Below are 23,901 nucleotides of genomic sequence, written 5' to 3'. Positions count from 1 at the left end.
AGTCAAAGATATCAAAAAAAGGAAATAGCTTCATTAGAAAGGCACTCTATATGCCTGCACTCGCTGCTAGCCGATATAATAAAGATCTAAAAGTATTTTATGAAAGAATAATTGACAGGAAGCCAGCTAAAAAAATCGGAATAACTGCTGTAGCTAGAAAGTTGCTGATCTTAATATATATCTTATGGAAGAATGATCAGGAATATATTTTCGAAGAACAAATAAATAACGCTGTAATGGAAGTAGGCAGATACTGAGATCTGCCTACACAGGATGAATAGCTTGCGCTGCTCTCCTTTATAAAAAATAAAGTTATAAAATATTTGGAATTTAACACAGTACCTTTTTTGCGGGAAAAAAGAAAATATCAAATGATAATATCCTATAATAGCTAGTCAACTTCTTATAAAAAAAACAGCTTGCATACCTTTATTTTTGATATTCACTAGCCAGCAAATAAACTAACAGTGATTATAAGCAATTGTCATTTTAAAAGTAGTGTAGGAATATTGATTTGTTGGATGTTTTGGATAAACATCTATGCCCAAACGGTAGATGGTTTACCGGCTACCATACCCCCTGTGCCAGGCATCTACCAATCTGAACCTTGGGAAGATCCGCTAGTTACCAGCATTAATAGAGAACCGTCAAGAGCCACTGCCTATTCTTACCAAAGTACGCAAGAAGCGTTGGATGGAAATCGGGAAATATCGGGTCGAATGTTGTCATTGAATGGCGAGTGGGATTTTTTCTTTGCCCAGAAACCTGCTGATGCACCGATTGATTTTTATAAGAGCAGCGTACAAGGTTGGGATAAATTAACAGTACCCTCCAATTGGGAAATGAGGGGTTACGATATTCCCATCTATAAAAGTGCCGTATATCCATTTCGGCCGGTGGATCCACCAAGAATTCCTAAAGATTATAATGCTGTAGGATCTTACCAGCGTGTTTTTACGATACCGGCCAATTGGCAAGATATGAATATTACCTTGCATTTTGGTGGGGTAAGCTCTGCCTTTAAGGTATGGCTCAACGGCAAATTTTTAGGGTATGGGGAAGACAGTTGTCTCCCCTCTGAATTTAATATAACCCCTTACTTGCAGCGCGGTGAAAATGTGCTCTCCGTGCAGGTTATCCGTTGGAGCGATGGTTCCTATTTGGAAGACCAAGATCATTGGCGGATGAGTGGTATACAACGTGAGGTGATGCTGTTGGCTGAACCAAAGGTCCGTATTGCCGATTTTCACTGGCAAGCAGTATTGGATAAGGACTATCGGGATGCGGTATTCAGCATTCGTCCGCGTATAGAAAATCTAACAGGCGATTCAATTAATGGCTATACTATCCAAGCACAGTTGTATGGTGCTGATAAACAGCCAGTTTTTGCAAAAGCATTACAGCGCTCAGCCAATGAGGTGGTAAATGAAATATACCCGCGACTGGACAATGTGAAATTTGGTTTGCTGGAGGCGAAGGTTAAGAACCCAAAAAAATGGAGTGATGAAGACCCTAACCTTTATACCTTATTGTTAACGCTTACCGATAAAGACGGAAAAGTGCTAGAAGTGAAGAGCTGTAAAGTGGGTTTTAGGAGTATTGAATTTGATAAAAATTCCGGAAAATTGCTCATCAATGGTAAAGTGACCTATCTCTATGGGGTCAATCGTCATGATGCACATCCTGAAAAGGGGAAGGCCTTGTCGAGAGATGATATTAGAAAGGATCTTCAACTGATTAAACAATTTAACTTTAATGCTATACGAACCAGTCATTATCCGAATGACCCTTATCTCTATGAACTCTGTGATGAATATGGCATCTTCGTGATGGACGAAGCTAATTATGAAACACATGGTTTAGGAGGTAAGTTGAGCAATGATCCACAATGGACACATGCCTTTATGGAGCGCACAAGTCGCATGGTCATGCGCGATAAAAATCATCCTTCCATCATTATCTGGAGCTTAGGAAATGAAGCAGGCCGCGGGCCCAACAACGCTGCAATGGCCGCCTGGATTCACGATTTCGATATTACCCGCCCCGTACATTACGAGCCCGCGATGGGCAGTCCTCGGGAAAAAGGATATATTGATCCTTCCGATGCGCGTTATCTTAAATCAAATGACCACGCTCACCGTATTGGCAACCCCGTTGATCAATATTATGTTGATATCATCAGCCGTTTCTACCCCGGAATATTTACGCCTGAGTTGCTTCTTAATCAGAAAAATGGTGATAAGCGACCGATATTATTTGTGGAGTACGCACATTCAATGGGGAATTCAACCGGCAATATGAAAGAGTTTTGGGACATTTTTAGAGCATATCCGCGATTAATTGGTGGGTTTATCTGGGAATTTAAAGATCACGGCCTGATCAAAAAGGATGCGATGGGTAAACCCTTTTTCGCTTATGGAGGAGATTTTGGAGAGAAAAGACATGATGGTAATTTCTGCATCGATGGGATGGTTGCCTCCGATGGTCGGCCAAAATCGGCCATGTACGAATGTAAGCGGGTGTACCAACCTATTGAAACTTCTTTGATTGATACGGATGACGTACTTCTTAATATTACCAATCGACATGCTGTAAAAAACCTAGCGAATTATTTAATAAAAATTTCACTCTTGGAAGATGGCCACGAGCTGTTGACTAAAACATTGCCGACATTTAGGCTAGCTGCGGGTGTAGATACTACCGTTTCTTTAAAATCTTTATTGCCAACATTAAAGAAGGATCATGAGTATTTACTGAACATAAGTTATCAACTAAATGAAAACAAATCTTGGGCCGATAAAGGTTTCGAGGTAGCAGCTAATCAGTTGAGATTAACCGGACTGGCGAAATCCGACAACCTTTCCAATAAATTTCACAAGGTGAAGATAACTTCCAATGGAGAAGGGTACAGACTTCAATCGGCTAATGGAAAAGAAATTACAATTAGCAGAAAAAACGGCGCTTTAGTTTCTTATAAAAACCAAGGTACAGAACAATTGGCCCAGGCCTTTCTGCCACATTTTACGCGTCCGCAAACAGATAACGACCGGAAAGGGTGGAAACCTTCAAAAGTGCTAAAGCAATGGTATGACGCAAAACCAGCTCTATTAAATCAATCCATTGATAGTTCAACCTCTGGAATAATCACCGTCGTTAGCAAGTACGCTGTTGTGAAAGATAGTGCAACCGTTGAGGTAGCCTATACCTTTAATGGTGAAGGAGTGGTTAAAGTGACGAATCAGTTGCGGGTTTTAAATGGCCTTCCAAATTTACCTAAAGTGGGTATGCAAGGAGGCATCAAAAGAGGATATGACCAAGTTTCTTGGTATGGTAAGGGGCCACAGGAAAATTATATTGATAAACGATTTGGTATGGATGTAGGTATTTATAGATTGCCATTGGATAGTTTTATTGAACCTTATGTGTACCCACAGGAAAACGCTAACCGTACGGACGTACGGTGGATGAGTTTGACAGATAAACAGCAACAAGGCATGGTAGTGGTGGCCGATAGTTTATTAAGTATGAGCGCTTGGCCTTATACGGAACAAGAGATTGTTACGGCGAAACATCATCATTTATTAAAAGACGCAGGTTTTGTTACACTAAATATAGATCTCATTCAAATGGGAGTAGGGGGGAATGATTCCTGGTCGGACGTGTCGCAGCCATTACCACAATACCAGATTCCGGCAAAAGACTATCGGTATACTTTTTACTTGATGCCGATGCCGTCTAAGGATGTAGATAAGAAAATAAAGGAAATTAAATTTTAAGTGAATTTGTCCGTGGAAAATAAACGCATCGTACTAAAAGGAATTACTTGGAATCATAGTAGAGGGTTCACCCCTATGGTCGCTACTGCGCAGCGGTTCAGTGAGCTAAATCCGCACGTGGAAATAACATGGGAAAAGCGCTCATTACAGGCTTTTGCTGATTTTTCGGTGCAACAGCTGGCAGAAATATATGATTTATTAGTGATAGATCACCCTTGGGCCGGATTTGCTGCTCGCACGAAAAGTATTTTACCCTTAGATAGCTATTTATCAGAAGCTGATCTAAAAGATCAACAAGACCATAGTGTAGGGCATTCGTATATAAGCTACCACTTTGACGAGCACCAATGGGCATTACCGATTGATGCTGCCACTCCTGTAGCCTCCAGTAGACCTGACCTATTAAAAAAGCATGCGATGCAGCTACCTAAAACTTATAAAGAGCTGCTTTCAATAGCCGACAGTGGTAAGGTAGGCTTTTCCTTAATTCCCATTGATACCCTCATGAGCTTCTATATGTTCTGCTGTTCGCTTGGAGAGGACCCTTGCCAAACAGAGCGTGAGGTAATCAGCAAGGAAATAGGAATAAAGGCACTGCAATTATTTAAACAATTGGCAGACAAAGTGGATAAACGGTTTCATCACTATAATCCCATAAAGGTTTACGAAACGATGGTGAATACGGATGACATTGTGTACTGCCCCTTTGCATATGGCTATTCAAATTATGCACGCCATGGTTATGCCGAACGGGTACTACATTTTCATGACTTGGTAAGTCTAACAAATAAAGAAAACATGCGGAGCACATTGGGAGGAACAGGCCTTGCTGTTTCGGCAAAATGTAAGCACCTATCGGAAGCTATGCAATATGTGCGCTACGTGGCCTCACCAATATGCCAACAGGGATTATTTTTTGATAACGGAGGTCAGCCTGGACACTTAAAAGCATGGAAAGCGGTTCATACGAATAAATTAAGTGGGAATTATTTCTATAATACCTTACCTGCCTTAGAGCGGGCCTTTTTAAGGCCTCGCTATCATGGACATATGTTTTTTCAAGATCATGCTGGTGACATTGTGAGAGATTATATTATTAAAGGGGGTAAGGAACAAGCTGTATTAACGAAGTTAAATGAACTTTACAACGAATCAAAAGTATTAGCTTGATATGAAGCCTTTAGCTGGAATAGTAGTATTAGAGTTTGCTCAATTTATGGCTGGCCCTACGGCGGGACTTAAATTGGCAGACTTGGGTGCGCGGGTTATTAAGATAGAGCGACCTGGTAAGGGGGAAGGTGGACGTCAGATTGCCATTAAAAACCTATTTATTGAAGACGATAGTTTAGTGTTTCATACCATTAATAGAAATAAAGAGTCTTATGCTGCTGATCTCAAAAATGCAGCTGATTTAGCTGACGTAAAAAAGTTAATTGCACGTGCCGATGTAATGACTCATAATTTTAGGCCAGGTGTAATGGAAAAAATTGGACTCACTTATCAAGAGGTGCGCGAGCTAAATCCTAAAATTGTTTATGGTGTTGTGACAGGTTATGGTACAGAGGGGCCATGGGCAAACAAACCTGGTCAAGACCTATTGATTCAATCGCTTTCTGGATTAACATGGTTGTCGGGAACCAAGAACGACGGACCTGTTCCTTTTGGATTGGCTACTGCTGATATGGCCTGTGGAGCCCACCTGACGCAAGGCATTCTAGCCGCCCTATTAAAGAGGAATAAGACAGGTGAAAGTGTGCTGGTAGAGGTAAGTCTGCTGGAATCTGTTTTAGATTTACAGTTTGAGCTGCTAACAACTCATTTAAATGATGGAGGCCGTTTGCCTCAGCGAAGTGGTGTTCGGGGAGGAGGACATCCCTACCTCAGTGCACCCTACGGTATTTACAAAACAAGCGATGGCTACCTGACACTCGCCATGGGAGATTTAATGAAAATAGGGAAAAGTATCGGTTGCGACTTAACGTTGTACCAAGATAAAGCTACCTGGTTTGAAAAAAGAGATGAAATAGCAACAAAACTTGGCGAACACCTAGGAGATAATAGCACGGAATATTGGCGAGCTCGCTTGGACAAGGAAGGGATTTGGTGTTCTTCGGTTTATAATTATCAGCAGGCATTGCAGCATGAAGCCTTTGATGCATTAGGTATGATACAAGACCTAAAACTGCCCGATGGTAAGAAATTGACGACCACGAGAAGTCCAATACAAATCAATAAACAAAAGTTATATGCTGATAAGGCTGCTCCTAAAACGGGTGAGGATACTGACAAGATTAATAGTGAATTTAATATAGCTGAACGATGAAGCCTTTAGCAGATTATTTGGTGGTTGATTTTAGTCAATTTCTCTCGGGGCCTTCTGCCAGTTTACGTCTGGCCGATCTGGGTGCACGGGTAATCAAGGTGGAAAAGCCTGGCACTGGCGACATCTGTCGTAGTTTGTATACTTCGGATGTGGTTATGAATGGGGAGTCATCGGTTTTTCATGCCATTAACCGTAATAAAGAGAGTTTTGCGGCGGATTTAAAGAAAGAGGAAGATATTGCTTTGGTTAAAACATTGATAGCCAAAGCAGATGTGATGATACATAATTTTCGCCCTGGCGTAATGGAACGATTAGGTCTTCATTTTGAAGAAGTTATCAAGATCAATCCAGCTATTGTGTATGCAGAAATATCGGGGTATGGTACGGAGGGGCCTTGGCGGGATAGACCTGGGCAGGATTTATTACTGCAATCACTTACAGGACTTACCTGGTTAAGTGGAAATGCAGCAGATGGTCCCGTACCGATGGGACTTTCTATTGTTGATATGTTGGCCGGAGCTAATCTAGTGCAGGGTATTTTAGCCTGTTTACTGGGTAAGGGTATCACCAAACAGGGAGCTTTGGTGCAAGTAAGCATGATTGAATCGGCCTATGATTTCCAGTTTGAAGCAGTCACCACTTTTTATAAAGATGGAGGTCTGTTACCACAGCGCACGCAGGTTAATAATGCACATGCTTATTTAGGAGCGCCTTATGGAATCTATCAGACACAAGACGGCCATTTAGCTTTAGCGATGGGTGCCATCCCTGTATTAGGTAAACTATTGGGCTGTGAAGCATTGGAAGTGTACACCGTGACGACAGATGCTTTCGATAAGAGAGATGAGATTAAGGCCATTTTAGCAAAGCACTTGAGAAATGAGATTACGCAGCATTGGCTGGCTATTTTAGAGCCGGCTGATATCTGGTGTGCGGATGTGCTTACATGGGATCGTCTATTGGTGCACGAGGGCTTTAAATCGTTAAACATGTTACAGGAGGTCATGATGAAAGATGGTTTTCAGTATCAAACTACACGGTGTCCTATTCGGATTGATGGCGAGCGCCTTTACTCACCCATTGGGTCACCCGCGCTGGGGCAGGATAATGACGCAATATTAAAAGAATTAACAGAAAAGTAATATGCCCGATAAACTGCGAATTGCTGTAAGAAAATTTGAACCATTTGAAAAAGCTATCGAGGAAGCTTGGGAAGCCTATTGTGCCTCTTCCGGATGTGATTTAGCACTTGAAATGGTAGCAATGGATCTACACGATCTTTATGAAAGCACTATTGAAAAAGAGGGCTTACGAAAGGGTGATTGGGATATTGCGCATATGAATACTGACTGGGTTTATGAAGCTTATACGCAGCAAGGACTAACAAGTTTAACATCGTATCTGAAAAAAGATCCCCCCACCGATTATCCCGCTGGCTGGAGCAAGGCTTTGTTGAACTTACAACAATTTGGAGACGATGTTGTCGGACTGCCCTTTCATGATGGTCCGGAATGTTTGGTATATCGAAAGGACTTATTTGAAGAACCAGGCAATAAAGAACGCTTTTCAGCTCAATATAGTAGGCCGCTATCAGTTCCACAAACCTGGGATGAATTTTTAGAGGTTGCTCATTTTTTTCATCAACCGGCTAAAAACCTTTTTGGCGTGGTGATGGGTATTTATCCTGACGGTCATAATGCTGTTTTTGACTTCTGTTTACAATTATGGAGCCGGGGGGGAAGTTTAATGGGAAATAACGGTCTATTAAATATCGACACACCAGAAGCAGTGGACGCTTTAGCTTTTTATAAAGGTTTAGTGCAAAACAAGGATGTGATGCACCCAGCATCTTTTACATATGATTCCGTGCAGGCTGGTGCTGCCTTTGCCCGTGGTGAAGCGGCGATGATGATCAATTGGTTTGGTTTTGCTGCTGTATGCGAGGTGTCTGACGATATAGAAGTGAAAGGTAAAGTGGATGTGGCACCCATACCAAAGGGATTGGGAGGGAAATCTACTTCACTGAATGTCTATTGGTTATATACCATTGGGGCCGGAAGTAAGCATAAAGAGATGGCATATGATTTTATTCGTTTTGCTGTAAATCCTATTCAGGATAAGAAATTAACAATGTCAGGAGGTATCGGATGCCGGCTCTCGACTTGGCAAGATGGAGAGATCAACCAGCTCATTCCATATTACCATAAACTCGAACAACTGCACCAATTATCAAATACACTTCCGCAACGTAAGGACTGGGCAATCGTAGCCGGACGGATTGATCAGCTTATTCAGCAGGCAATACAGAAGGACATTCCTATTCAGCAATTATTAAAAGAAACTCAAAAAGATCTGCATCAGTTAGATCTATTATGAAATATTTAGCATAATGAACATACCGTATCAACCCATATTACCACAAAAAACTCTTCCCATTGTAATGATTGGTGCAGGAGGTATTGTAGGTGACGCTCATTTGCCAGCTTATCAGAAAGCTGGTTTTGATGTAATAGGTATCACCAATCGCACGCGAGCAAAAGCCGAAAGTTTAGCAACTAAGTTTAACATTCCTTATGTGTATGATGATATTGCGGATGCTGTAAAAAATGCACCCGCTAACGCGGTATATGATATTACATTGATGCCAGAGCAGTTTGTAAGCATCCTTGAACAATTACCTGATGAGAGTGCGGTACTTATACAGAAACCAATGGGCGACTATTTTTGGCAGAGTAAAGATATACTGGCCATTTGTCGCAAAAAGAAATTGGCGGCAGCAATCAATTGCCAATTGCGCGTAGCACCTTATGTCAACGCCGCAAGATACTTAATCGAAAATGGATTTATTGGTGAGGTGTATGATATGGAAATAAAGGTGACGGTACAAACTCCATGGGAACTTTTTCCGTTAGTAAAAGTACATCCCAGATTGGAAATACAGTACCATAGTATTCATTATATCGACCTCATCCGATCTTTTTTTGGAGATCCGATCAGTATCATGGCCAAGACACTTAAACATCCAAAGAAAGAGCTCTCGTCATCTCGTTCGACTATCTTATTTGATTATGGAGATACCCTTCATGCGGTTATAAATACCAATCACGATCATGATTTCGGTCCGCAGCACCAGGAAAGCTATATCAAATGGGAGGGTACGCAGGGTGCTATAAAGGCAAAAATGGGATTATTGATGGATTATCCGCATGGTGTGCCTGATGACTTTGAATATTGTCTGCTTCAAGAAGGCGAAAAACCACAATGGAAAAAACTGGCTATCGAAGGCTCTTGGTTCCCGGATGCTTTTATAGGAAGTATGTCGGCATTAATGCGGTATAAGAATGGCGAATCCAGTCAATTAGCCGCGAGTGTAGAAGATGTGATTCATACGATGGCGGTGGTAGAAAGCGCTTATAGCAGTAGTGATAAGGGAGGAGTAATAATTGAAAAAACACTTTAGATTACCAAGCAATTATATTGAAATGTATTTTAAATCTATTTTTTTTGAAGATTATCAATTAAATGATAAACGGATAACCTTAGGCAGAACCATCACAGAGACTGATTTTGTGGTACACGCGGGGCATACAGGTGATTTTTTTCCGCATCATATGGATGCAGAATGGTGTAAAACACAGGACTTTGGGCAGCGCATAGCACACGGAACGATGGTATTCAGTATAGGTATTGGCCTCACCGCTTCGGAGATTAATCCGGAGGCATTCTCGAAAGGTTACGATCGATTACGTTTTGTAAAACCCGTTTTTATTGGTGATACCCTTCATTCGGAGATTACTATTAGTGAGAAAGGGGATGCAAAAAAACCGGAATATGGTACTATTACAGAGCATGTGGAAGTGATTAACCAGCATGGCGAAACGGTACTAGTAGCGGATCATATTTTACTCGCTAAAAGGAAAGCATACTAATTTTTGGGTTGATGGATGTAATCATAGAAAATCTGGAACCAGCAGAGCAGGAATACAAACAGGGACAGAAAAAATTCCTACTACCATTTATATTGGTGACAGGCCTGTTTTTTCTGTGGGGAATGGCCCATAATCTCGACTCTATTTTGATTCCTCATTTGAAGAAAGCATGTAACCTCAGTAATAGCCAATCAACATTGGTAGATACAGCGGTGTTTTTTGCCTATTTTATCATGGCGATACCTGCGGGGATGCTGCTTAAGCGCTTGGGATATAAATACTGCATCATCATCGGATTGTTAGTGTTCGCAGCAGGAGCCTATCTTTTTGTTCCTGCAGCCAACAAATTGAGTTATGAACTTTTCTTGGTCGCACTTTTTATCATAGGATGCGGCTTGGCTATATTAGAAACTACGGCTAACCCCTACGCTGCGGTACTAGGTGACCCGGCTACGGCTAGCAATCGATTAAACTTAGCCGCCTCTTTTAATGGGTTGGCAGCAATGGTTGCACCTATTGTTGGGGCAAATTTTATTCTCTCAGGGAAGGAGTATTCAAAGGAAGCATTGGCTGCTATGCCTTCCGTAGAACGAATGAGTTATTTTATAGAAGAAGCGTCGGCGGTTAAATTGCCTTATATCATTTTAGGGACAATTTTACTCATTGTAGCGCTGCTGTTTTGTTTTATAAAACTTCCCGAGATAAAAATTAAACAAGAGGAAAATGCGGAAAAGCCGGGCTTTTTTGCCGTGTTGAAACATAGACATCTTTCATTGGCTGTGCTTTCTCAGTTTTTTTATGTAGGCGCTCAGGTATGTATTACTAGTTTTTTTATCCGGATGGCTCAACAAGGGGCCGGCGTAGATGAAAGGACCGCGGGATATTATCTAGGAATCTACGGCTTTTTATTTATGCTGGGCAGATTTGTCGGTACTTTTTTATTACGTTTTACTAGCTCCCAGCGTTTATTGATCTGTTTTACACTGGCGGCAATTGTTCTTTGCCTTGTAGCGGTGTTTGGTACGGGTACATATGTCGTATACGCTTTGGGTCTTCTTGGCTTTTTTATGTCGATTATGTTCCCCACCATATTTGCTTTGGGAATAGTGGGACTAGGTGATCAAACAAAATCTGCCTCGTCTTGGCTGATTATGTCGATTGTTGGAGGGGCCATTCTTCCCTATGGTATGGGAAGTATGATCGACTATTTTCAAGACAATATACAGATAGGTTACCTTGTGCCTTTAAGCTGCTTTCTGATTGTGCTAGGCTATGCTTGGAAAGGATGCCATGTTCGTTACTAGTTGTTCGTTATTGGTTATTCGTTACTAGTTATTGGTTGTTTTACTAGAGGTGGTAGCTCATTAGAAATAAAAATTATCAGGGATGAATATAAAGAATAAAGTAGTAGGTGTGATGTGTTTGGTAGCATGTATGATGCTCATGTTACCATTCACCTTGCTTGCACAGCAAAAAGAACTTCCAATAAATATGGTGCGTGCTACACCTGCTGATTTTTCTGAGGCCAAACCTTGGGTGTTTTGGTATTGGATGCATGCAAGTTTTTCTAAAGAAGCTATTATTGCAGATTTAGAAGCGATGAAGGAGGCCGGGATAGCCGGGGCTTACCTAGCGCCTATAAAAGGAAAAACAGATCCGCCATTATTTGAGCCCGTTATAGAAACAATGAGTGCTGAATGGTGGGAGATATTGCGATATACCATGGAAGAAGCTGACCGATTGGGTGTAAAGCTCGCGCTGTTACCTAATGATGGCTTTGCAACTGCTGGTGGACCATGGATAACGCCTGAATTATCTATGCAAAAAGTGGTATGGACAGATACTGTTGTGAGTGGGGGCAAAAGACTGGATGTAAAATTATCATCTCCTGAAGCTTATAAAGGATACTATCAGGACATAGCGACATTTGCTTTTCCAAGTAATGGCGGGCAAAGGGATGAAATACCTACCGTGACGACGAGTACTGGTACGAACGCAGAATTTTTAGCAAATAAGAACAATAAGAAAAATTTCAGTAGCGGCGATCCCTGTTGGATTCAATATACATTCAAAAATATTTTTACCTGCAAGGCCATCAAAGTAAATGTACAAGGGTTCAATTATCAATCAGGTCGTTTAATGCTTCAGGTAAGCGAGGATGGAAAAAATTTTCGTGAGGTAACAAGGTTAAAGCCGCCTCGTGCAGGTTGGCTAGACTGGGATGTTGCGGTAACACATGCAATCGAACCACTTCGGTCTAAGTATTTTAGATTTGTTTACGATCCTGTTGGCAGTGAACCAGGAGGGGAAGACCTGGATGCAGCGAAATGGAAGCCGAATTTTAAAGTGTCAAATATCATACTTTCATCCGAGCCACGTATCAATCAATTTGAAGGAAAATCAGGAATGGTCTGGCGTATCAGTGAGCCGACTACGAATAGCCAGGTAAGCGATCGTGAATGCATCGATAAAGACAAGCTGATCAACCTTTCTGCTTTTGTAAAAGCTGATGGGACATTAAACTGGGAGGCGCCTGATGGACAATGGACAATCTTAAGAATGGGACATACTTCAACGGGCCATCAAAATGAAACCGCGGGAGCTGGGAAAGGATTGGAGTGCGATAAGTTTAATCCAGCTGCCGTTAGCATTCAATTTAATGAATGGTTTAATAAAGCTGTAAATGTCGCCGGTCCAACACTCGCTGCACGTGTATTAAAAAGTTTTCATGTGGATAGCTGGGAGTGCGGGAGTCAAAATTGGTCGGCCGTTTTTAGGGATGAGTTTAAAAAAAGAAGAGGTTACGACCCCGTGAACTATTTGCCGGCGATGGCCGGATACCCTATTGAAAGTGCGACTACTTCCGAACGTTACTTATACGATATCCGTAATACCATTGCTGAATTGATCACCGATAATTTTTTCCATACATTGAAAGGATTGGCGCATGAGAAAGGGGTGAACTTCACTTCCGAAACCACTGCACCTGTTATGCTTACAGATGGGATGGCGCACTTCAAAGAAGTCGATGTGCCCATGGGCGAATTTTGGCTAAGAAGCCCCTCACACGATAAATTCAATGATGTGCTGGATGCCGTTTCTGGTGCTCACGTATATGGTAAACCAATTGTTCAGGCCGAGGCTTTCACACAAATTCGGATGGAATGGGATGAGCACCCGGGGAATTTGAAAACATTGCAAGATCGTAATTATGCTTTGGGCATCAATAAATTAGTATATCATGTCTTTGTTCATAATCCATGGATGGATAGAAAACCCGGAATGACACTTGATGGAATAGGACTCTATTTCCAGCGCGACCAAACCTGGTGGAAGCAGGGGAAGGTATGGGTGGATTATGCGACACGAACGCAAGAAATACTGCAGGCAGGAATACCGGTAGCTGATATCGCGGTATTTACCGGAGAAGAATTGCCGAGAAGAGCCGTATTACCGGATAGATTCGTGAATACGTTGCCGGGTATTTTTGGAGCAAAAAGGGTAGAAGACGAAGCGATACGATTAGAAAATAGCGGTCTACCAATCCAGAAAATTGCAGGGGTAAGTACCGGTGCTAATATGGTGGAACCCGCGAAATGGGTAAATCCATTGAATGGATACGCATATGATTCTTTTAATCCAGAGGTACTTTTATCGCTCGCTACGGTTAAAGATGGTCGTATTGTGCTGCCTGGTGGCGGTAGCTATAAGGTGCTGGTGATACCCGGTAAACATGTTATGCAACCCAATAGTACAGGAATGAGCCTGGATATAATACGGAAGTTATGGCAACTGGTAAATGAGGGAGCTACCATCATTTTAACCGATAAACCTACGCATACGTTAGGATTAGCGAATGCTGCACGTAATGACCGAGCGCTAAGAGATTTTGCTGATAAGTTATGGAATGGGCCTTTTGAGGAGCTAACAGAAGGTAAAAGCACCCTGTTTATAAAAAAAATTGGCAAGGGGCAAGTGGTGAAAGCTCCTTATCAATTTCACACCTTTGATCAGCTAGATCTACCAAGAGATGTTATCTTTAAAGAGAAAGAGGGGACGCTGGCACCTGACTTCGCTTATACCCATCGTAAAGACGGTGAAAAGGAGATTTATTTCTTGAGTAATCAGCAAGCAACCGAGCGCGAGATAACGGTTTCCCTGCGAGTAGCAAATAAAATTCCTGTATTTTATGATGCGGTAAGCGGTAAGGAAAGCAAGGTGAAGCAGTGGCAGATAAAAGAAGGGCGAACAGAAATTCCGTTAAAGCTTGCGGCGAATGCCTCACTTTTTGTCTTACTGGAAGAACCTACTGATAAGGAAGAGGAAGATTTAGGTTTAAATTGGGAAGTCTTTAAACCTTATTTGGAAATGAAGGGCCCTTGGGAAGTGCAATTTGATCCCAACTTTGGAGGACCTGATAAACCGATCATTTTTGAAGAACTGACCGATTGGAGCAAGCATGTAAATCCTGCTATTCGTCACTATTCGGGCACCGCGATTTATCGTAAAACATTTGAATGGAGAGGTGAAGATCGAGCAATATGGCTTAATTTAGGTGAGCTCGCCAACATAGCTACCGTTAAAATAAATGGGAAAGATTGTGGCACTTTATGGACAGCCCCTTATCGTTTAAATATGAAGGATGCACTCAAAAAAGGTAAAAATCAGTTAGAAATAGCAGTAACCAATACCTGGGCAAATCGTTTGATCGGAGATAAGGATTTACCACAAGAAAAACTGATCACGCGTACCACAGCCCCTTATCGATTAGGCGACCGACCTTTGTTGAAAGCAGGGTTGATTGGGGTGGTGAAGTTGGAGGAGGAAATTAATTAGCCAGTGTGGTTGCGCGTTGTGCGTTTTGAGTTACGCGTTGTCTTTACGAGTTTTGAGTGACAGAAAGACTAACTAGCAAGAACGGCACGCTGGCGAGATCGGCCTCATGATTGCGTTGTGAGTTTTGAGTTACGAGTTGTGAGTGATGGAAATATTAACGGTGAAGCGTTAGCAAGAACAGCACGCTTGCAGGACCGGCCTCATGAGATGAGCGTTAAGAAAAATTTGTATGACGGAGCTGAGGGCAAGGACAAATTTTTTAGCGAAAATCATGTAGCCTTGAACTTTTGGTTCTTTTCTTTTAAGAGAAAATAACAATAAATAAAAATAACAAATACGAATCATAAGTTATGATGAAGAAAAAGATAATACAACTACTTATTCTATTTGGATGTATCTCCATTTTCAACTTAAAAGCTCAAGATGCTTCGTTAGTAAACACGTCTAAAAGTCCTTTTGCTAAATTAAAGCCAGTTGACATGAATAGCGTTCAATGGACGACAGGCTTTTGGGCAGAACGTTTCGAGGTCTGCAAACAGCATATGGTACCTCAATTATGGAAGGTCTATAATGACGAACATATCAGCCACGCCTATAAGAATTTTGAGATAGCCGCAGGTCTGGATACGGGGAGCCACAGTGGGCCGTCCTTTCACGACGGTGATTATTACAAAATGCTGGAAGCGGTAGCGAGTTTATATGCAACAACCAAAGATAAAAAGCTAGATACCATGATGGACCGGGTAATCAAGACCATTGCACAATCGCAACGGGAAGATGGTTACATTTATACGCTATCGATGATTGAGCAACGTAAAACGGGTAAGAAAAATCAATTTGAAGATCGCCTGAGCTTTGAAGCGTATAATATTGGACATTTAATGACTGCAGCCTGTGTGCATTATCGGGCAACTGGTAAACGCAATTTGTTGGAAGTGGCCATTAAAGCGACCGATTACCTGTACCGGTTTTATAAAACAGCTTCACCAACCTTAGCGCGCAATGCCATTTGTCCTTCCCACTATATGGGAGTGATTGAGATGTATCGGACCTTGGGTGATAAACGCTATTTGGAGCTGGCGAAGCATCTCATTGACATAAAAGGTGCAATTGAGGATGGTACAGATGACAATCAGGATCGACTTCCTTTCCGGGAACAACAAAAGGTAATGGGGCATGCGGTTCGCGCAAATTATCTGTATGCGGGAGTTGCCGATGTGTATGCGGAAACGGGCGATACAACCTTGTTAAATCAGCTTTATAAGATGTGGCAAGATGTAACAGCCCATAAGATGTACATTACTGGAGGGTGCGGATCCTTATACGATGGGGTGTCGCCGGATGGTACTTCCTACAACCCTGTGGAGGTACAGAAAATACATCAAGCCTATGGACGGGATTATCAACTTCCAAATTTCACTGCCCATAATGAAACATGTGCTAATATTGGAAATATGCTTTGGAATTGGCGTATGTTACAGCTTACAGGCGATGCAAAATATGCAGACGTTTTGGAATTAGCCTTATATAACAGTGTCTTGTCGGGTATCAGTTTAGACGGTAAACGTTTTTTGTATACAAATCCTTTAGCCTATTCAGACCAGCTTCCATTTAAGCAAAGATGGTCTAAAGATCGAGTGGAATATATTGGTTTATCCAATTGCTGTCCACCCAACACTGTCCGCACGCTAGCAGAGATCAATAATTACGTCTACAGCGTTTCTGATAAAGGACTGTGGGTGAACTTATACAGTGGTAATGAGCTCCAAACAGCATTGTTAGACGGTTCGAAAGTAAAATTGCAACAAAGAACTAATTATCCTTGGAGTGGGAGTATTGAACTGGTTTTAGACGAAGTACCCGCACATGCTTTTTCACTATTTTTAAGGATTCCAGCGTGGGCCGAAAAAGCAACAATCAACGTGAATGGAGAACAAGTGCATATGGATCCAACACCTGGACAATATGCACAAATTAACCGTACTTGGAAGAAAGGAGATAAGGTACAGTTGGAATTACCGATGGAAGCAGTGCTCATGCAAGCGAACCCTTTGGTAGAGGAAAACCGAAACCAGGTGGCAGTAAAGAGAGGTCCGATGGTTTATTGTTTAGAGTCGGTTGATCTACCTCAAGGAAAAACTATTTTTGATGTTGCCCTACCTTCTGCGATAGACTTTTCATCGTCTATGCGTACGATCGAAAATAGCAAGATACTTTGCTTGCAGGGGGAAGCGGAGATCGTGGATGCACACAAGGGGTGGGAAGGTAAATTATATAAAAAATTAGCAAAAGATACGCATCAAAAAGTTCAACTGCAGTTAGTCCCTTATTTTGCGTGGGGAAATAGGGGACATACAGATATGACGGTTTGGATGCCGGTGAGGTGATGTTAGTTGTTAGTTGTTAGTTGTTAGTTGTGAATATAACCCATAGAGGTAGCGAAATGAAACGAGTCCTTTTTATACTTTTTTTCCTGTTCGTTTGTTGCAGCGCTTTTGCTGAAATTAGGATGGGAGCGATTTTTACCGATAACATAGTACTTCAACAACGTACTAAAGCACCTATCTGGGGTTGGGCAGCTCCGAATACCAAGATTGAGATAATAAGCTCATGGGACCAAAAAAAATATAGTTCGGTGACGGATAAGAAAGGGAGGTGGGTGATAAAAGTACAGACACCGGCTGCGGGCGGTCCGTACGAATTAAAGATAAGCGATGGGGCACCACTTGTGCTGAAAAATGTACTCATAGGAGAGGTATGGTTATGTTCGGGTCAATCTAATATGGAGATGCCACTGAAAGGTTTCAAAGGACAGCCCGTCTGGAAATCCAATGAGACTATTCTTCATTCGAAAAATGGCCAATTAAGATTATATACCGTACCACGATCATCACAATTGGAAAGGCAAGAAGATAGCAAAACCTCCTTTTGGAAAGAGGCAAATCCGGAAAATGTGGCTAATTTCAGTGCGACAGCTTACTATTTTGGGAAATTATTACAAGAATTATTGGAGGTGCCAATAGGGCTTATTCATAGCAGCTACGGCGGTTCCACTATAGAAGCATGGATGGATAGGGAATTATTGGCGGATTTTAAAGATATCAAGCTTCCTAAAGATAGCATTCCAGTAAAAAACAGAACGCCTACAACGCTTTATAACGGCATGATCCATCCTATTATAGGTTATGCAATAAAAGGGTGTATATGGTATCAGGGAGAATCAAATTACGAACGGCCCGACCAATATGAGTTACTGTTTCCAGCAATGGTTAAACGTTGGCGGGAGCTATGGCAACAGGGTGATTTCCCTTTTTATTATATGCAGATTGCTCCCTATAACTATGCGCAGCTTCCTCCTTTTTATGCAGGCGGGAAATACAACTCAGCTTATTTAAGAGACGCACAACGCAAATCGCTCTCAAAAATACCAAATAGCGAAATGGCTTCTTTAATGGATGTTGGAGAAGAGAATTGCATTCACCCAGCTAATAAGAAAGTAGGTGGAGAACGTTTAGCCTGCATTGCTTTGGCTCAAACATACCATTTGAAGGGTTTTGGTTGGGCTTGCCCGACTTACGAAGCAATAGAAATTACGGAAGGAAGCGCGCTTGTGAAATTTAAAAATGCATCGTTAGGACTTACATCCTTTGGCAATACGCTGAAAAATTTTGAAATTGCGGGTGCAGATAAAATTTTTCATCCAGCCCAAGCGGCCATTAGGGGAAACGCCGTTATATTAACATCTCCATTTGTTACAACGCCAATAGCCGTTCGCTATGCTTTTAAAGATTTTGTTGTTGGAGATCTCTTTAGCACAGAAGGACTGCCGGTGGCCTCTTTTAGGACGGATGATTGGTGAAAAACTATGACGAATAATAACGACGAATCTGGACAATAAGCTATGTATGACAAACTGATTTTTTTAATCTTGATTTTCTGGAGCCTTTGGGCTAATGCACAAGAAGTAGATTTGTCGTCATATAATGTCGTATGGAACAGCCAAAGTAAAAACTCTAGTGAGTCGATGCCTTGTGGTGGCGGAGATATAGGTTTAAATATTTGGGTGGAAAATAATGATATTCTATTTTACATTGCGCGTAGCGGTACCTTTGACAACAACAATACCTTATTGAAACAAGGCAGAGTTCGTTTGCAATTATCTCCCAATCCTTTTACTAATGGAACGTTTAGACAGGAGCTCAAACTGAAAGAAGGTTATGTGGTGATTGAAGGAAAGAACAAAGAGACTGAGGCGAAGGTAAAAATCTGGGTGAATGTCTCCCGTCCGATTGTAAACGTAGAAGTGATGGCTGATAAGCCGATTTCGGTGAAAGCCGCTTATGAAAATTGGCGATTTAAAGACCGTGTTACCACAGGCAAGGAGAATAACGCCAACTCATATAAATGGGCACCGCCTGGAGAAGTCATAACGAAAGCAGATGTGGTGCGTTATGAAGGGAAGAATGGGGTTCTCTTTTATCATCAAAATGAAGACAGCACCGTTTTTGATGTGACGGTTAAGCAGCAAGGATTAGATACCGTAAAATCTCAGTTATACAATCCATTAGCCGATCTGCGGTTTGGTGGAATGATGGTTGGAGAAAACATGAAAACGATTGATGTCACGCAAGGAAGGTACCAAGATACGGAATATAAGGGATGGCAACTATCCAGTAAGGATAAAGCGAAGAAACATCAGCTAAAAGTATATCTCCATACCAGTCAATATGAATCTTTTAAACAATGGCGGGAAGGCTTAGCTGGGACTCAGATTGCGGACGAAGGTGAACTTAATAAGAAAGAGGTTGAAAGATGGTGGGAGGCATTTTGGGATAGAAGTTATATACTCATTAAGCCTAATAATAAAGATGTGAAGGATGTTGATTGGCAGATGGGGAGGAATTACCAGCTTTTTCGTTATATGTTAGCTTGTAATGCTTACGGAACATACCCAACAAAATTCAATGGCGGCTTATTTACCTATGACCCATCTGGTGTTGACACCGCGATGAAGTATACACCCGATTTCAGAAATTGGGGGGGAGGTACCCATACGGCGCAAAACCAACGGCTGGTTTACTGGCCGTTATTAAGAAGTGGCGATTACGATATGATGAAGCCACAATTCGAATTTTATAGAAGGTTGCTTGGCAATGCCGAGCTGAGGAGTGAAACTTATTGGGGGCATGGTGGCGCTTCTTTTACAGAACAACTGGAGAATTTTGGTTTGCCTAATCCAGCTGAATATGGATGGAAGCGACCAGCATCTTATGACAAGGGGATGGAATATAACGCATGGCTGGAGTATGAATGGGATACTGTTTTGGAATTTTGTATGATGATTTTAGAGCGATATCATTACAATGGTGATAATATGGAAAGATATCTTCCGCTGATCGAAAGTTGTGTGCAATTTTTTGATGAACATTATCAGTATCTGGCGAAGCAAAGAGGGAGCAAAGCGTTGGATGGTGAAGGTCATCTAGTGCTTTATCCAGGCTCTGCCGCTGAAACCTATAAAATGGCCTACAATGCAAATTCCACGATTGCTGGGTTGAAGACGGTGTTAACTGGTTTATTGACCCTGCCCCCTTCTTATCTCAAGGAGGAACAAAAAGAACGTTGGAGCACCCTATTAAAAAGAATTCCACCTTTAAACTTTAGATCAGTAGGAGATTTCACCTTGCTCGCCCCTGCGAAACATTGGGAACGTGTAAACAATACGGAAGCACCGCAACTTTACCCGGTTTTCCCTTGGGGAATATATGGATTGGGGAGATCTGGATTAGATACAGCTGTGAATACTTATAAGCATGATCCTGATGTGTTGAAGTTCAGAAGTCACGTTGGATGGAAACAAGATAATATATTTGCGGCTCGTTTGGGATTAACCCAAGATGCTTTGACATTAAATAGGTTAAAATTGAAAGATTCCGGTCGACGTTTTCCAGCCTTTTGGGGACCAGGATTTGATTGGACACCCGATCATAATTGGGGAGGATCGGGCATGATCGGATTGCAGGAGATGTTACTACAAACAGACGGAAGCAAGATTTATGTGTTACCCTCCTGGCCGCTGGATCGTGATGTAGAATTTAAGCTTCATGCACCCTATCAAACTACTGTTCATGTGAAAGTTGCGAAAGGAAGCCTTCAGAAGCTGGAGGTTTTTCCAGTACATCGAAAGGCTGACGTGGTATTGCCAAATGGCATCTAAGGAGGTATTCCGTTGGCACTGATTTAATAATTGGAAAGGAGTCTTCTAATTGCTATATTCGATGTTGTTTTCCAACCTTTCATATGATGATTTGTAACTCATTTTTTCTCAGCAGGATAGCATTCGTGTTCCTGTTTTTATGTGCAGCTAATTTTGTCGATGCACAATCTCGTCCCCCGCACCCCATTCAGGTATTGGTTTCACCGGACAAGCCAGATTGGAATTACCAGCCCGGAGAGGAAGCTACTTTTCGTGTTACTATTCTGAAGCATCAAGTTCCGATAACTGCCTCAAACGTAAAGTACAAAATCGGATTGGAGAAAATGGCACCAATGGACGAAGGTGATCTCATGCTAAAGCAAGGAGTGGGAATAGTGAAGGGAAAATTGGATCAACCCGGCTTTCTACGATGCGAGATCAAAATTAACCTCGATGGTAAGGAGTACAGGGGCCTAGCAACGGCTGCTTATACACCGGAGCAGTTGAAAGCTACACAATCGCTGCCAAATGATTTTCTTCAATTTTGGGAGGAAGCAAAAGCCTTGGCTGCGAAAGTTCCACTGGAGCCCAGAAGGCGGCTGCTACCGGAATTGAGTACTGAAAAAGTGAAGGTCTATGAGCTCAGTATACAGAACCAAGTAGAGGGATCACGGATTTATGGTGTTTTATGTGTACCTGCCGCCCCCGGGAAGCATCCAGCGGTGCTACAGGTTCCCGGGGCTGGCGTAAGGTCTTATCAGGGAATAGTAGACCTAGCGGAGCAAGGTATCATTACGCTACAGATCGGTATCCATGGTGTACCGGTAAGGTTGGCCGATGGTGTTTATAATGATTTACGTGCAAGTTCATTGAATAATTATATGTTCAATAATTTGGATGATCGTGATCAGTATTATTATAAACGGGTATATCTAGGTTGCCTAAGGGCCGTTGATTACCTGGTTGGTATGGAGGAGTACGACGGTACGAATTTAGCCGTCTGGGGTGGTAGCCAGGGCGGTGCTTTATCCATTGTAACGGCAGCATTGGATAAGCGAATCAAATATTTGGTGTCTTTGTATCCTGCGCTATGTGATTTAACGGGATATCTTCACGGTCGTGCAGGTGGTTGGCCACATATGTTTACAGAGACAAATAAAGCATTTACGGTAAAGGAGGATAAGATTACGACATCTGCTTACTACGACGTTGTCAATTTTGCTCGCTATGTAAAGGTGCCAGGCTTTTATACATGGGGGTATAATGATGAAACATGCCCGCCAACCTCCTATTATTCAGCTTATAATATAATACAGGCACCAAAAGAATTATTGTTAATGCAAGAAACGGGACATTGGACATTTCCAGAGCAGCAAGCAAAAATTTACGATTGGCTAAAACAGCACCTTGTAAAATAAGTGATGGTTGAGGCAAATCATCGAATGATACACGTTGTTTTCTAAAGAGATTAAGGGGAGACGGTCTATGTGTGTATGCTTGATTGAGACGAAGTTCGTATGCTCGTTCACCCATAAAAAAAGTCCTACAGGGAATGTAGGACCTTTTTGTTCGTGATATGCTTTACACTTATTCTGCTACAACTACAAAAGGAACTTGTACTTTAACTTCTTTATGTAAGTTTAAGTTAGCGATGTATTCACCAAGTTCTTTAGGTTCTACTTCGAAAGTGATACGGCGACGATCAACTTCAAAGCCTTCTTTTTTCAAAGCGTCAGCAATTTGAATAGTGTTAACCGAACCGAAAATTTTACCACTTTCTCCCGCCTTAGCACCAATTGTTAACTTTACAGATTCTAACTTAGCAGCAAGACCAGTAGCATCTTTCTTAATTTTCTCTTGTTTAAATTGTGCTTGTTTAATGTTTTCAGCAAGCACTTTCTTAGCTGAAGGGGTAGCTAAAATAGCTAAACCTTGTGGGATAAGATAATTACGTCCATAACCGTTTTTTACAGTTACAATATCGTCCTTTTCGCCAAGTTTTTTGATATCTTGTTTTAAAATAATTTCCATGTCGTTCTTACCTCCAGATTATTTTAATGAATCAGTTACATAAGGTAATAAACCAATGTGGCGTGCACGTTTTACAGCCTGAGCTACTTTACGTTGGAATTTCAAAGAAGTCCCTGTTAAGCGGCGAGGTAATATCTTACCTTGATCGTTCACAAATTTCAATAAGAAATTTGCGTCTTTGTAATCAATATATTTAATTCCGTTCTTTTTGAAACGGCAATATTTTTTACGGTTATCCTCTACTTTAGGGGCAGTAACGTATTGAATTTGATCTCTTGCCATTATTTTGCTACCTCCTCAGTTTTTGTTTCTGGTTTTTTATTGAAAGCACCGCTGCGTTTCTTTTCGTTATAAGCAATTGCGTGCTTATCTAAAGAAATGGTTAAGAACCGCATTATACGTTCATCACGTTTGTACTCAAGTTCCAGTTTGCTAATTAATTCACCTGGAGCCTTAAATTCTGTTAGGTGATAGAACCCTGTTGTTTTTTTCTCAATAGGGTACGCTAATTTTTTCAAACCCCAATTATCCTCTTGGATAATTTCGGCTCCGTTTTCAGTAAGGATGTTTTTGAATTTAGCAATGGTTTCTTTCGCTACATCCTCTGACAACAACGGGGTAAGAATTACTACGGTTTCGTATTGTTGCATTTTTTATAAAAATTTATTAATTTATATCCGCTTCAAGCGGAGCGCAAAGATAGGTGTTTGTTTTCTAAATTGCAAACCTTGTTTCGCTTATTGTTAAATAGTTAAGTAGTTAAATAGAAAAGTAGTTCGGTAATCGGGTTGGAGCTTAACAACTCAACTA

The 23,901-nt window shown here is 41.6% G+C and carries 17 protein-coding genes; 14 read left to right on the top strand and 3 right to left on the bottom strand.

From position 1 onward, the window contains the following. From BMY50_RS26130 to BMY50_RS26065, 14 genes are all read left to right on the top strand, one after another. A partial coding sequence (locus BMY50_RS26130) for a transposase (protein ID WP_139202336.1) occupies nt 1-257 on the top strand: 257 nt, incomplete at its 5' end. Between the two features lie 264 nt (nt 258-521). Further along, nucleotides 522-3,776 (top strand): glycoside hydrolase family 2 TIM barrel-domain containing protein, encoded by a 3,255-nt coding sequence (locus BMY50_RS26125; protein WP_093332216.1) that lies wholly within the window; start codon nt 522-524, stop codon nt 3,774-3,776. 12 nt (nt 3,777-3,788) lie between these two features. Further along, nucleotides 3,789-4,946, top strand: a complete 1,158-nt coding sequence (locus BMY50_RS26120) for an ABC transporter substrate-binding protein (RefSeq protein ID WP_238383896.1) — start codon at nt 3,789-3,791, stop codon at nt 4,944-4,946. Between the two features lies 1 nt (nt 4,947). Then, complete coding sequence (locus BMY50_RS26115; protein WP_093332206.1) at nt 4,948-6,099, top strand: CaiB/BaiF CoA transferase family protein; 1,152 nt, start codon at nt 4,948-4,950, stop codon at nt 6,097-6,099. Further along, complete coding sequence (locus tag BMY50_RS26110; RefSeq protein WP_093332203.1) at nt 6,096-7,241, top strand: CaiB/BaiF CoA transferase family protein; 1,146 nt, start codon at nt 6,096-6,098, stop codon at nt 7,239-7,241. The genes BMY50_RS26115 and BMY50_RS26110 overlap by 4 nt, the downstream gene beginning before the upstream one ends. Before the next feature lies 1 nt (nt 7,242). Beyond that, nucleotides 7,243-8,475 carry an ABC transporter substrate-binding protein gene (locus BMY50_RS26105; RefSeq protein ID WP_093332199.1) on the top strand — a complete coding sequence of 411 codons (1,233 nt, stop codon included), beginning with the start codon at nt 7,243-7,245 and terminating at the stop codon, nt 8,473-8,475. A 13-nt stretch (nt 8,476-8,488) separates the two neighbouring features. After that, nucleotides 8,489-9,559: a Gfo/Idh/MocA family protein gene (locus tag BMY50_RS26100; protein WP_093332196.1), complete on the top strand. Its 1,071-nt coding sequence runs from the start codon at nt 8,489-8,491 to the stop codon at nt 9,557-9,559. Between the two features lie 22 nt (nt 9,560-9,581). Then, on the top strand, nt 9,582-10,028 hold the full coding sequence (locus BMY50_RS26095) for a MaoC/PaaZ C-terminal domain-containing protein (protein WP_093332188.1): 447 nt from the start codon (nt 9,582-9,584) through the stop codon (nt 10,026-10,028). Nucleotides 10,029-10,039: 11 nt separating this feature from the next. Continuing rightward, nucleotides 10,040-11,332, top strand: coding sequence for an L-fucose:H+ symporter permease (gene fucP, locus BMY50_RS26090; RefSeq protein ID WP_093332183.1), 1,293 nt, complete (start codon nt 10,040-10,042; stop codon nt 11,330-11,332). An 82-nt stretch (nt 11,333-11,414) separates the two neighbouring features. Then, nucleotides 11,415-14,864 (top strand): glycosyl hydrolase, encoded by a 3,450-nt coding sequence (locus BMY50_RS26085; RefSeq protein ID WP_238383895.1) that lies wholly within the window; start codon nt 11,415-11,417, stop codon nt 14,862-14,864. A gap of 350 nt (nt 14,865-15,214) precedes the next feature. Further along, nucleotides 15,215-17,251 (top strand): aceric acid hydrolase, encoded by a 2,037-nt coding sequence (locus BMY50_RS26080; RefSeq protein ID WP_093332178.1) that lies wholly within the window; start codon nt 15,215-15,217, stop codon nt 17,249-17,251. Between the two features lie 56 nt (nt 17,252-17,307). After that, nucleotides 17,308-18,723: a sialate O-acetylesterase gene (locus tag BMY50_RS26075; RefSeq protein WP_093332172.1), complete on the top strand. Its 1,416-nt coding sequence runs from the start codon at nt 17,308-17,310 to the stop codon at nt 18,721-18,723. A 42-nt stretch (nt 18,724-18,765) separates the two neighbouring features. Then, entirely contained in the window at nt 18,766-21,081 is a 2,316-nt protein-coding gene (locus BMY50_RS26070) for a DUF5703 domain-containing protein (RefSeq protein ID WP_093332168.1), read from the top strand. An 83-nt stretch (nt 21,082-21,164) separates the two neighbouring features. Beyond that, entirely contained in the window at nt 21,165-22,478 is a 1,314-nt protein-coding gene (locus BMY50_RS26065) for an acetylxylan esterase (protein ID WP_202907948.1), read from the top strand. Nucleotides 22,479-22,647: 169 nt separating this feature from the next. Here BMY50_RS26065 and rplI read toward each other — a convergent pair whose 3' ends face one another. The 3 genes from rplI to rpsF are packed head-to-tail and all read right to left on the bottom strand — an operon-like array spanning nt 22,648 to nt 23,741. After that, nucleotides 22,648-23,091 (bottom strand): 50S ribosomal protein L9, encoded by a 444-nt coding sequence (rplI, locus tag BMY50_RS26060; protein ID WP_093332158.1) that lies wholly within the window; start codon nt 23,089-23,091, stop codon nt 22,648-22,650. A gap of 18 nt (nt 23,092-23,109) precedes the next feature. After that, nucleotides 23,110-23,373 (bottom strand): 30S ribosomal protein S18, encoded by a 264-nt coding sequence (rpsR, locus tag BMY50_RS26055; RefSeq protein ID WP_093332144.1) that lies wholly within the window; start codon nt 23,371-23,373, stop codon nt 23,110-23,112. Next, the gene (rpsF, locus tag BMY50_RS26050) at nt 23,373-23,741 is read right to left on the bottom strand and encodes a 30S ribosomal protein S6 (protein WP_093332139.1); all 369 of its coding nucleotides are present in this window, start codon (nt 23,739-23,741) and stop codon (nt 23,373-23,375) included. Before rpsF ends, rpsR begins: the two co-directional genes overlap by 1 nt. Between the last annotated feature and the right edge of the window lie 160 nt (nt 23,742-23,901).

It is taken from the genome of Olivibacter domesticus, assembly GCF_900109575.1.
In the GTDB taxonomy this organism is placed as follows: Bacteria; Bacteroidota; Bacteroidia; order Sphingobacteriales; family Sphingobacteriaceae; genus Olivibacter; species Olivibacter domesticus.
The sequence above is the reverse complement of the archived record's forward strand: the minus strand, read 5'-3'. Positions and strand labels throughout refer to the sequence as shown.

Excerpts from the sequence above, each read along its gene's own strand:
- BMY50_RS26125 (WP_093332216.1), top strand. The coding sequence starts at position 522 with ATGTTTTGGATAAACATCTATGCCCAAACGGTAGATGGTTTACCGGCT.
- BMY50_RS26115 (WP_093332206.1), top strand. The coding sequence starts at position 4,948 with ATGAAGCCTTTAGCTGGAATAGTAGTATTAGAGTTTGCTCAATTTATG.
- BMY50_RS26110 (WP_093332203.1), top strand. The coding sequence starts at position 6,096 with ATGAAGCCTTTAGCAGATTATTTGGTGGTTGATTTTAGTCAATTTCTC.
- BMY50_RS26105 (WP_093332199.1), top strand. The coding sequence starts at position 7,243 with ATGCCCGATAAACTGCGAATTGCTGTAAGAAAATTTGAACCATTTGAA.
- BMY50_RS26100 (WP_093332196.1), top strand. The coding sequence starts at position 8,489 with ATGAACATACCGTATCAACCCATATTACCACAAAAAACTCTTCCCATT.
- BMY50_RS26095 (WP_093332188.1), top strand. The coding sequence starts at position 9,582 with ATGTATTTTAAATCTATTTTTTTTGAAGATTATCAATTAAATGATAAA.
- fucP (WP_093332183.1), top strand. The coding sequence starts at position 10,040 with ATGGATGTAATCATAGAAAATCTGGAACCAGCAGAGCAGGAATACAAA.
- BMY50_RS26085 (WP_238383895.1), top strand. The coding sequence starts at position 11,415 with ATGAATATAAAGAATAAAGTAGTAGGTGTGATGTGTTTGGTAGCATGT.
- BMY50_RS26080 (WP_093332178.1), top strand. The coding sequence starts at position 15,215 with ATGATGAAGAAAAAGATAATACAACTACTTATTCTATTTGGATGTATC.
- BMY50_RS26075 (WP_093332172.1), top strand. The coding sequence starts at position 17,308 with ATGAAACGAGTCCTTTTTATACTTTTTTTCCTGTTCGTTTGTTGCAGC.
- BMY50_RS26070 (WP_093332168.1), top strand. The coding sequence starts at position 18,766 with ATGTATGACAAACTGATTTTTTTAATCTTGATTTTCTGGAGCCTTTGG.
- BMY50_RS26065 (WP_202907948.1), top strand. The coding sequence starts at position 21,165 with ATGATGATTTGTAACTCATTTTTTCTCAGCAGGATAGCATTCGTGTTC.
- rplI (WP_093332158.1), bottom strand. The coding sequence starts at position 23,091 with ATGGAAATTATTTTAAAACAAGATATCAAAAAACTTGGCGAAAAGGAC.
- rpsR (WP_093332144.1), bottom strand. The coding sequence starts at position 23,373 with ATGGCAAGAGATCAAATTCAATACGTTACTGCCCCTAAAGTAGAGGAT.
- rpsF (WP_093332139.1), bottom strand. The coding sequence starts at position 23,741 with ATGCAACAATACGAAACCGTAGTAATTCTTACCCCGTTGTTGTCAGAG.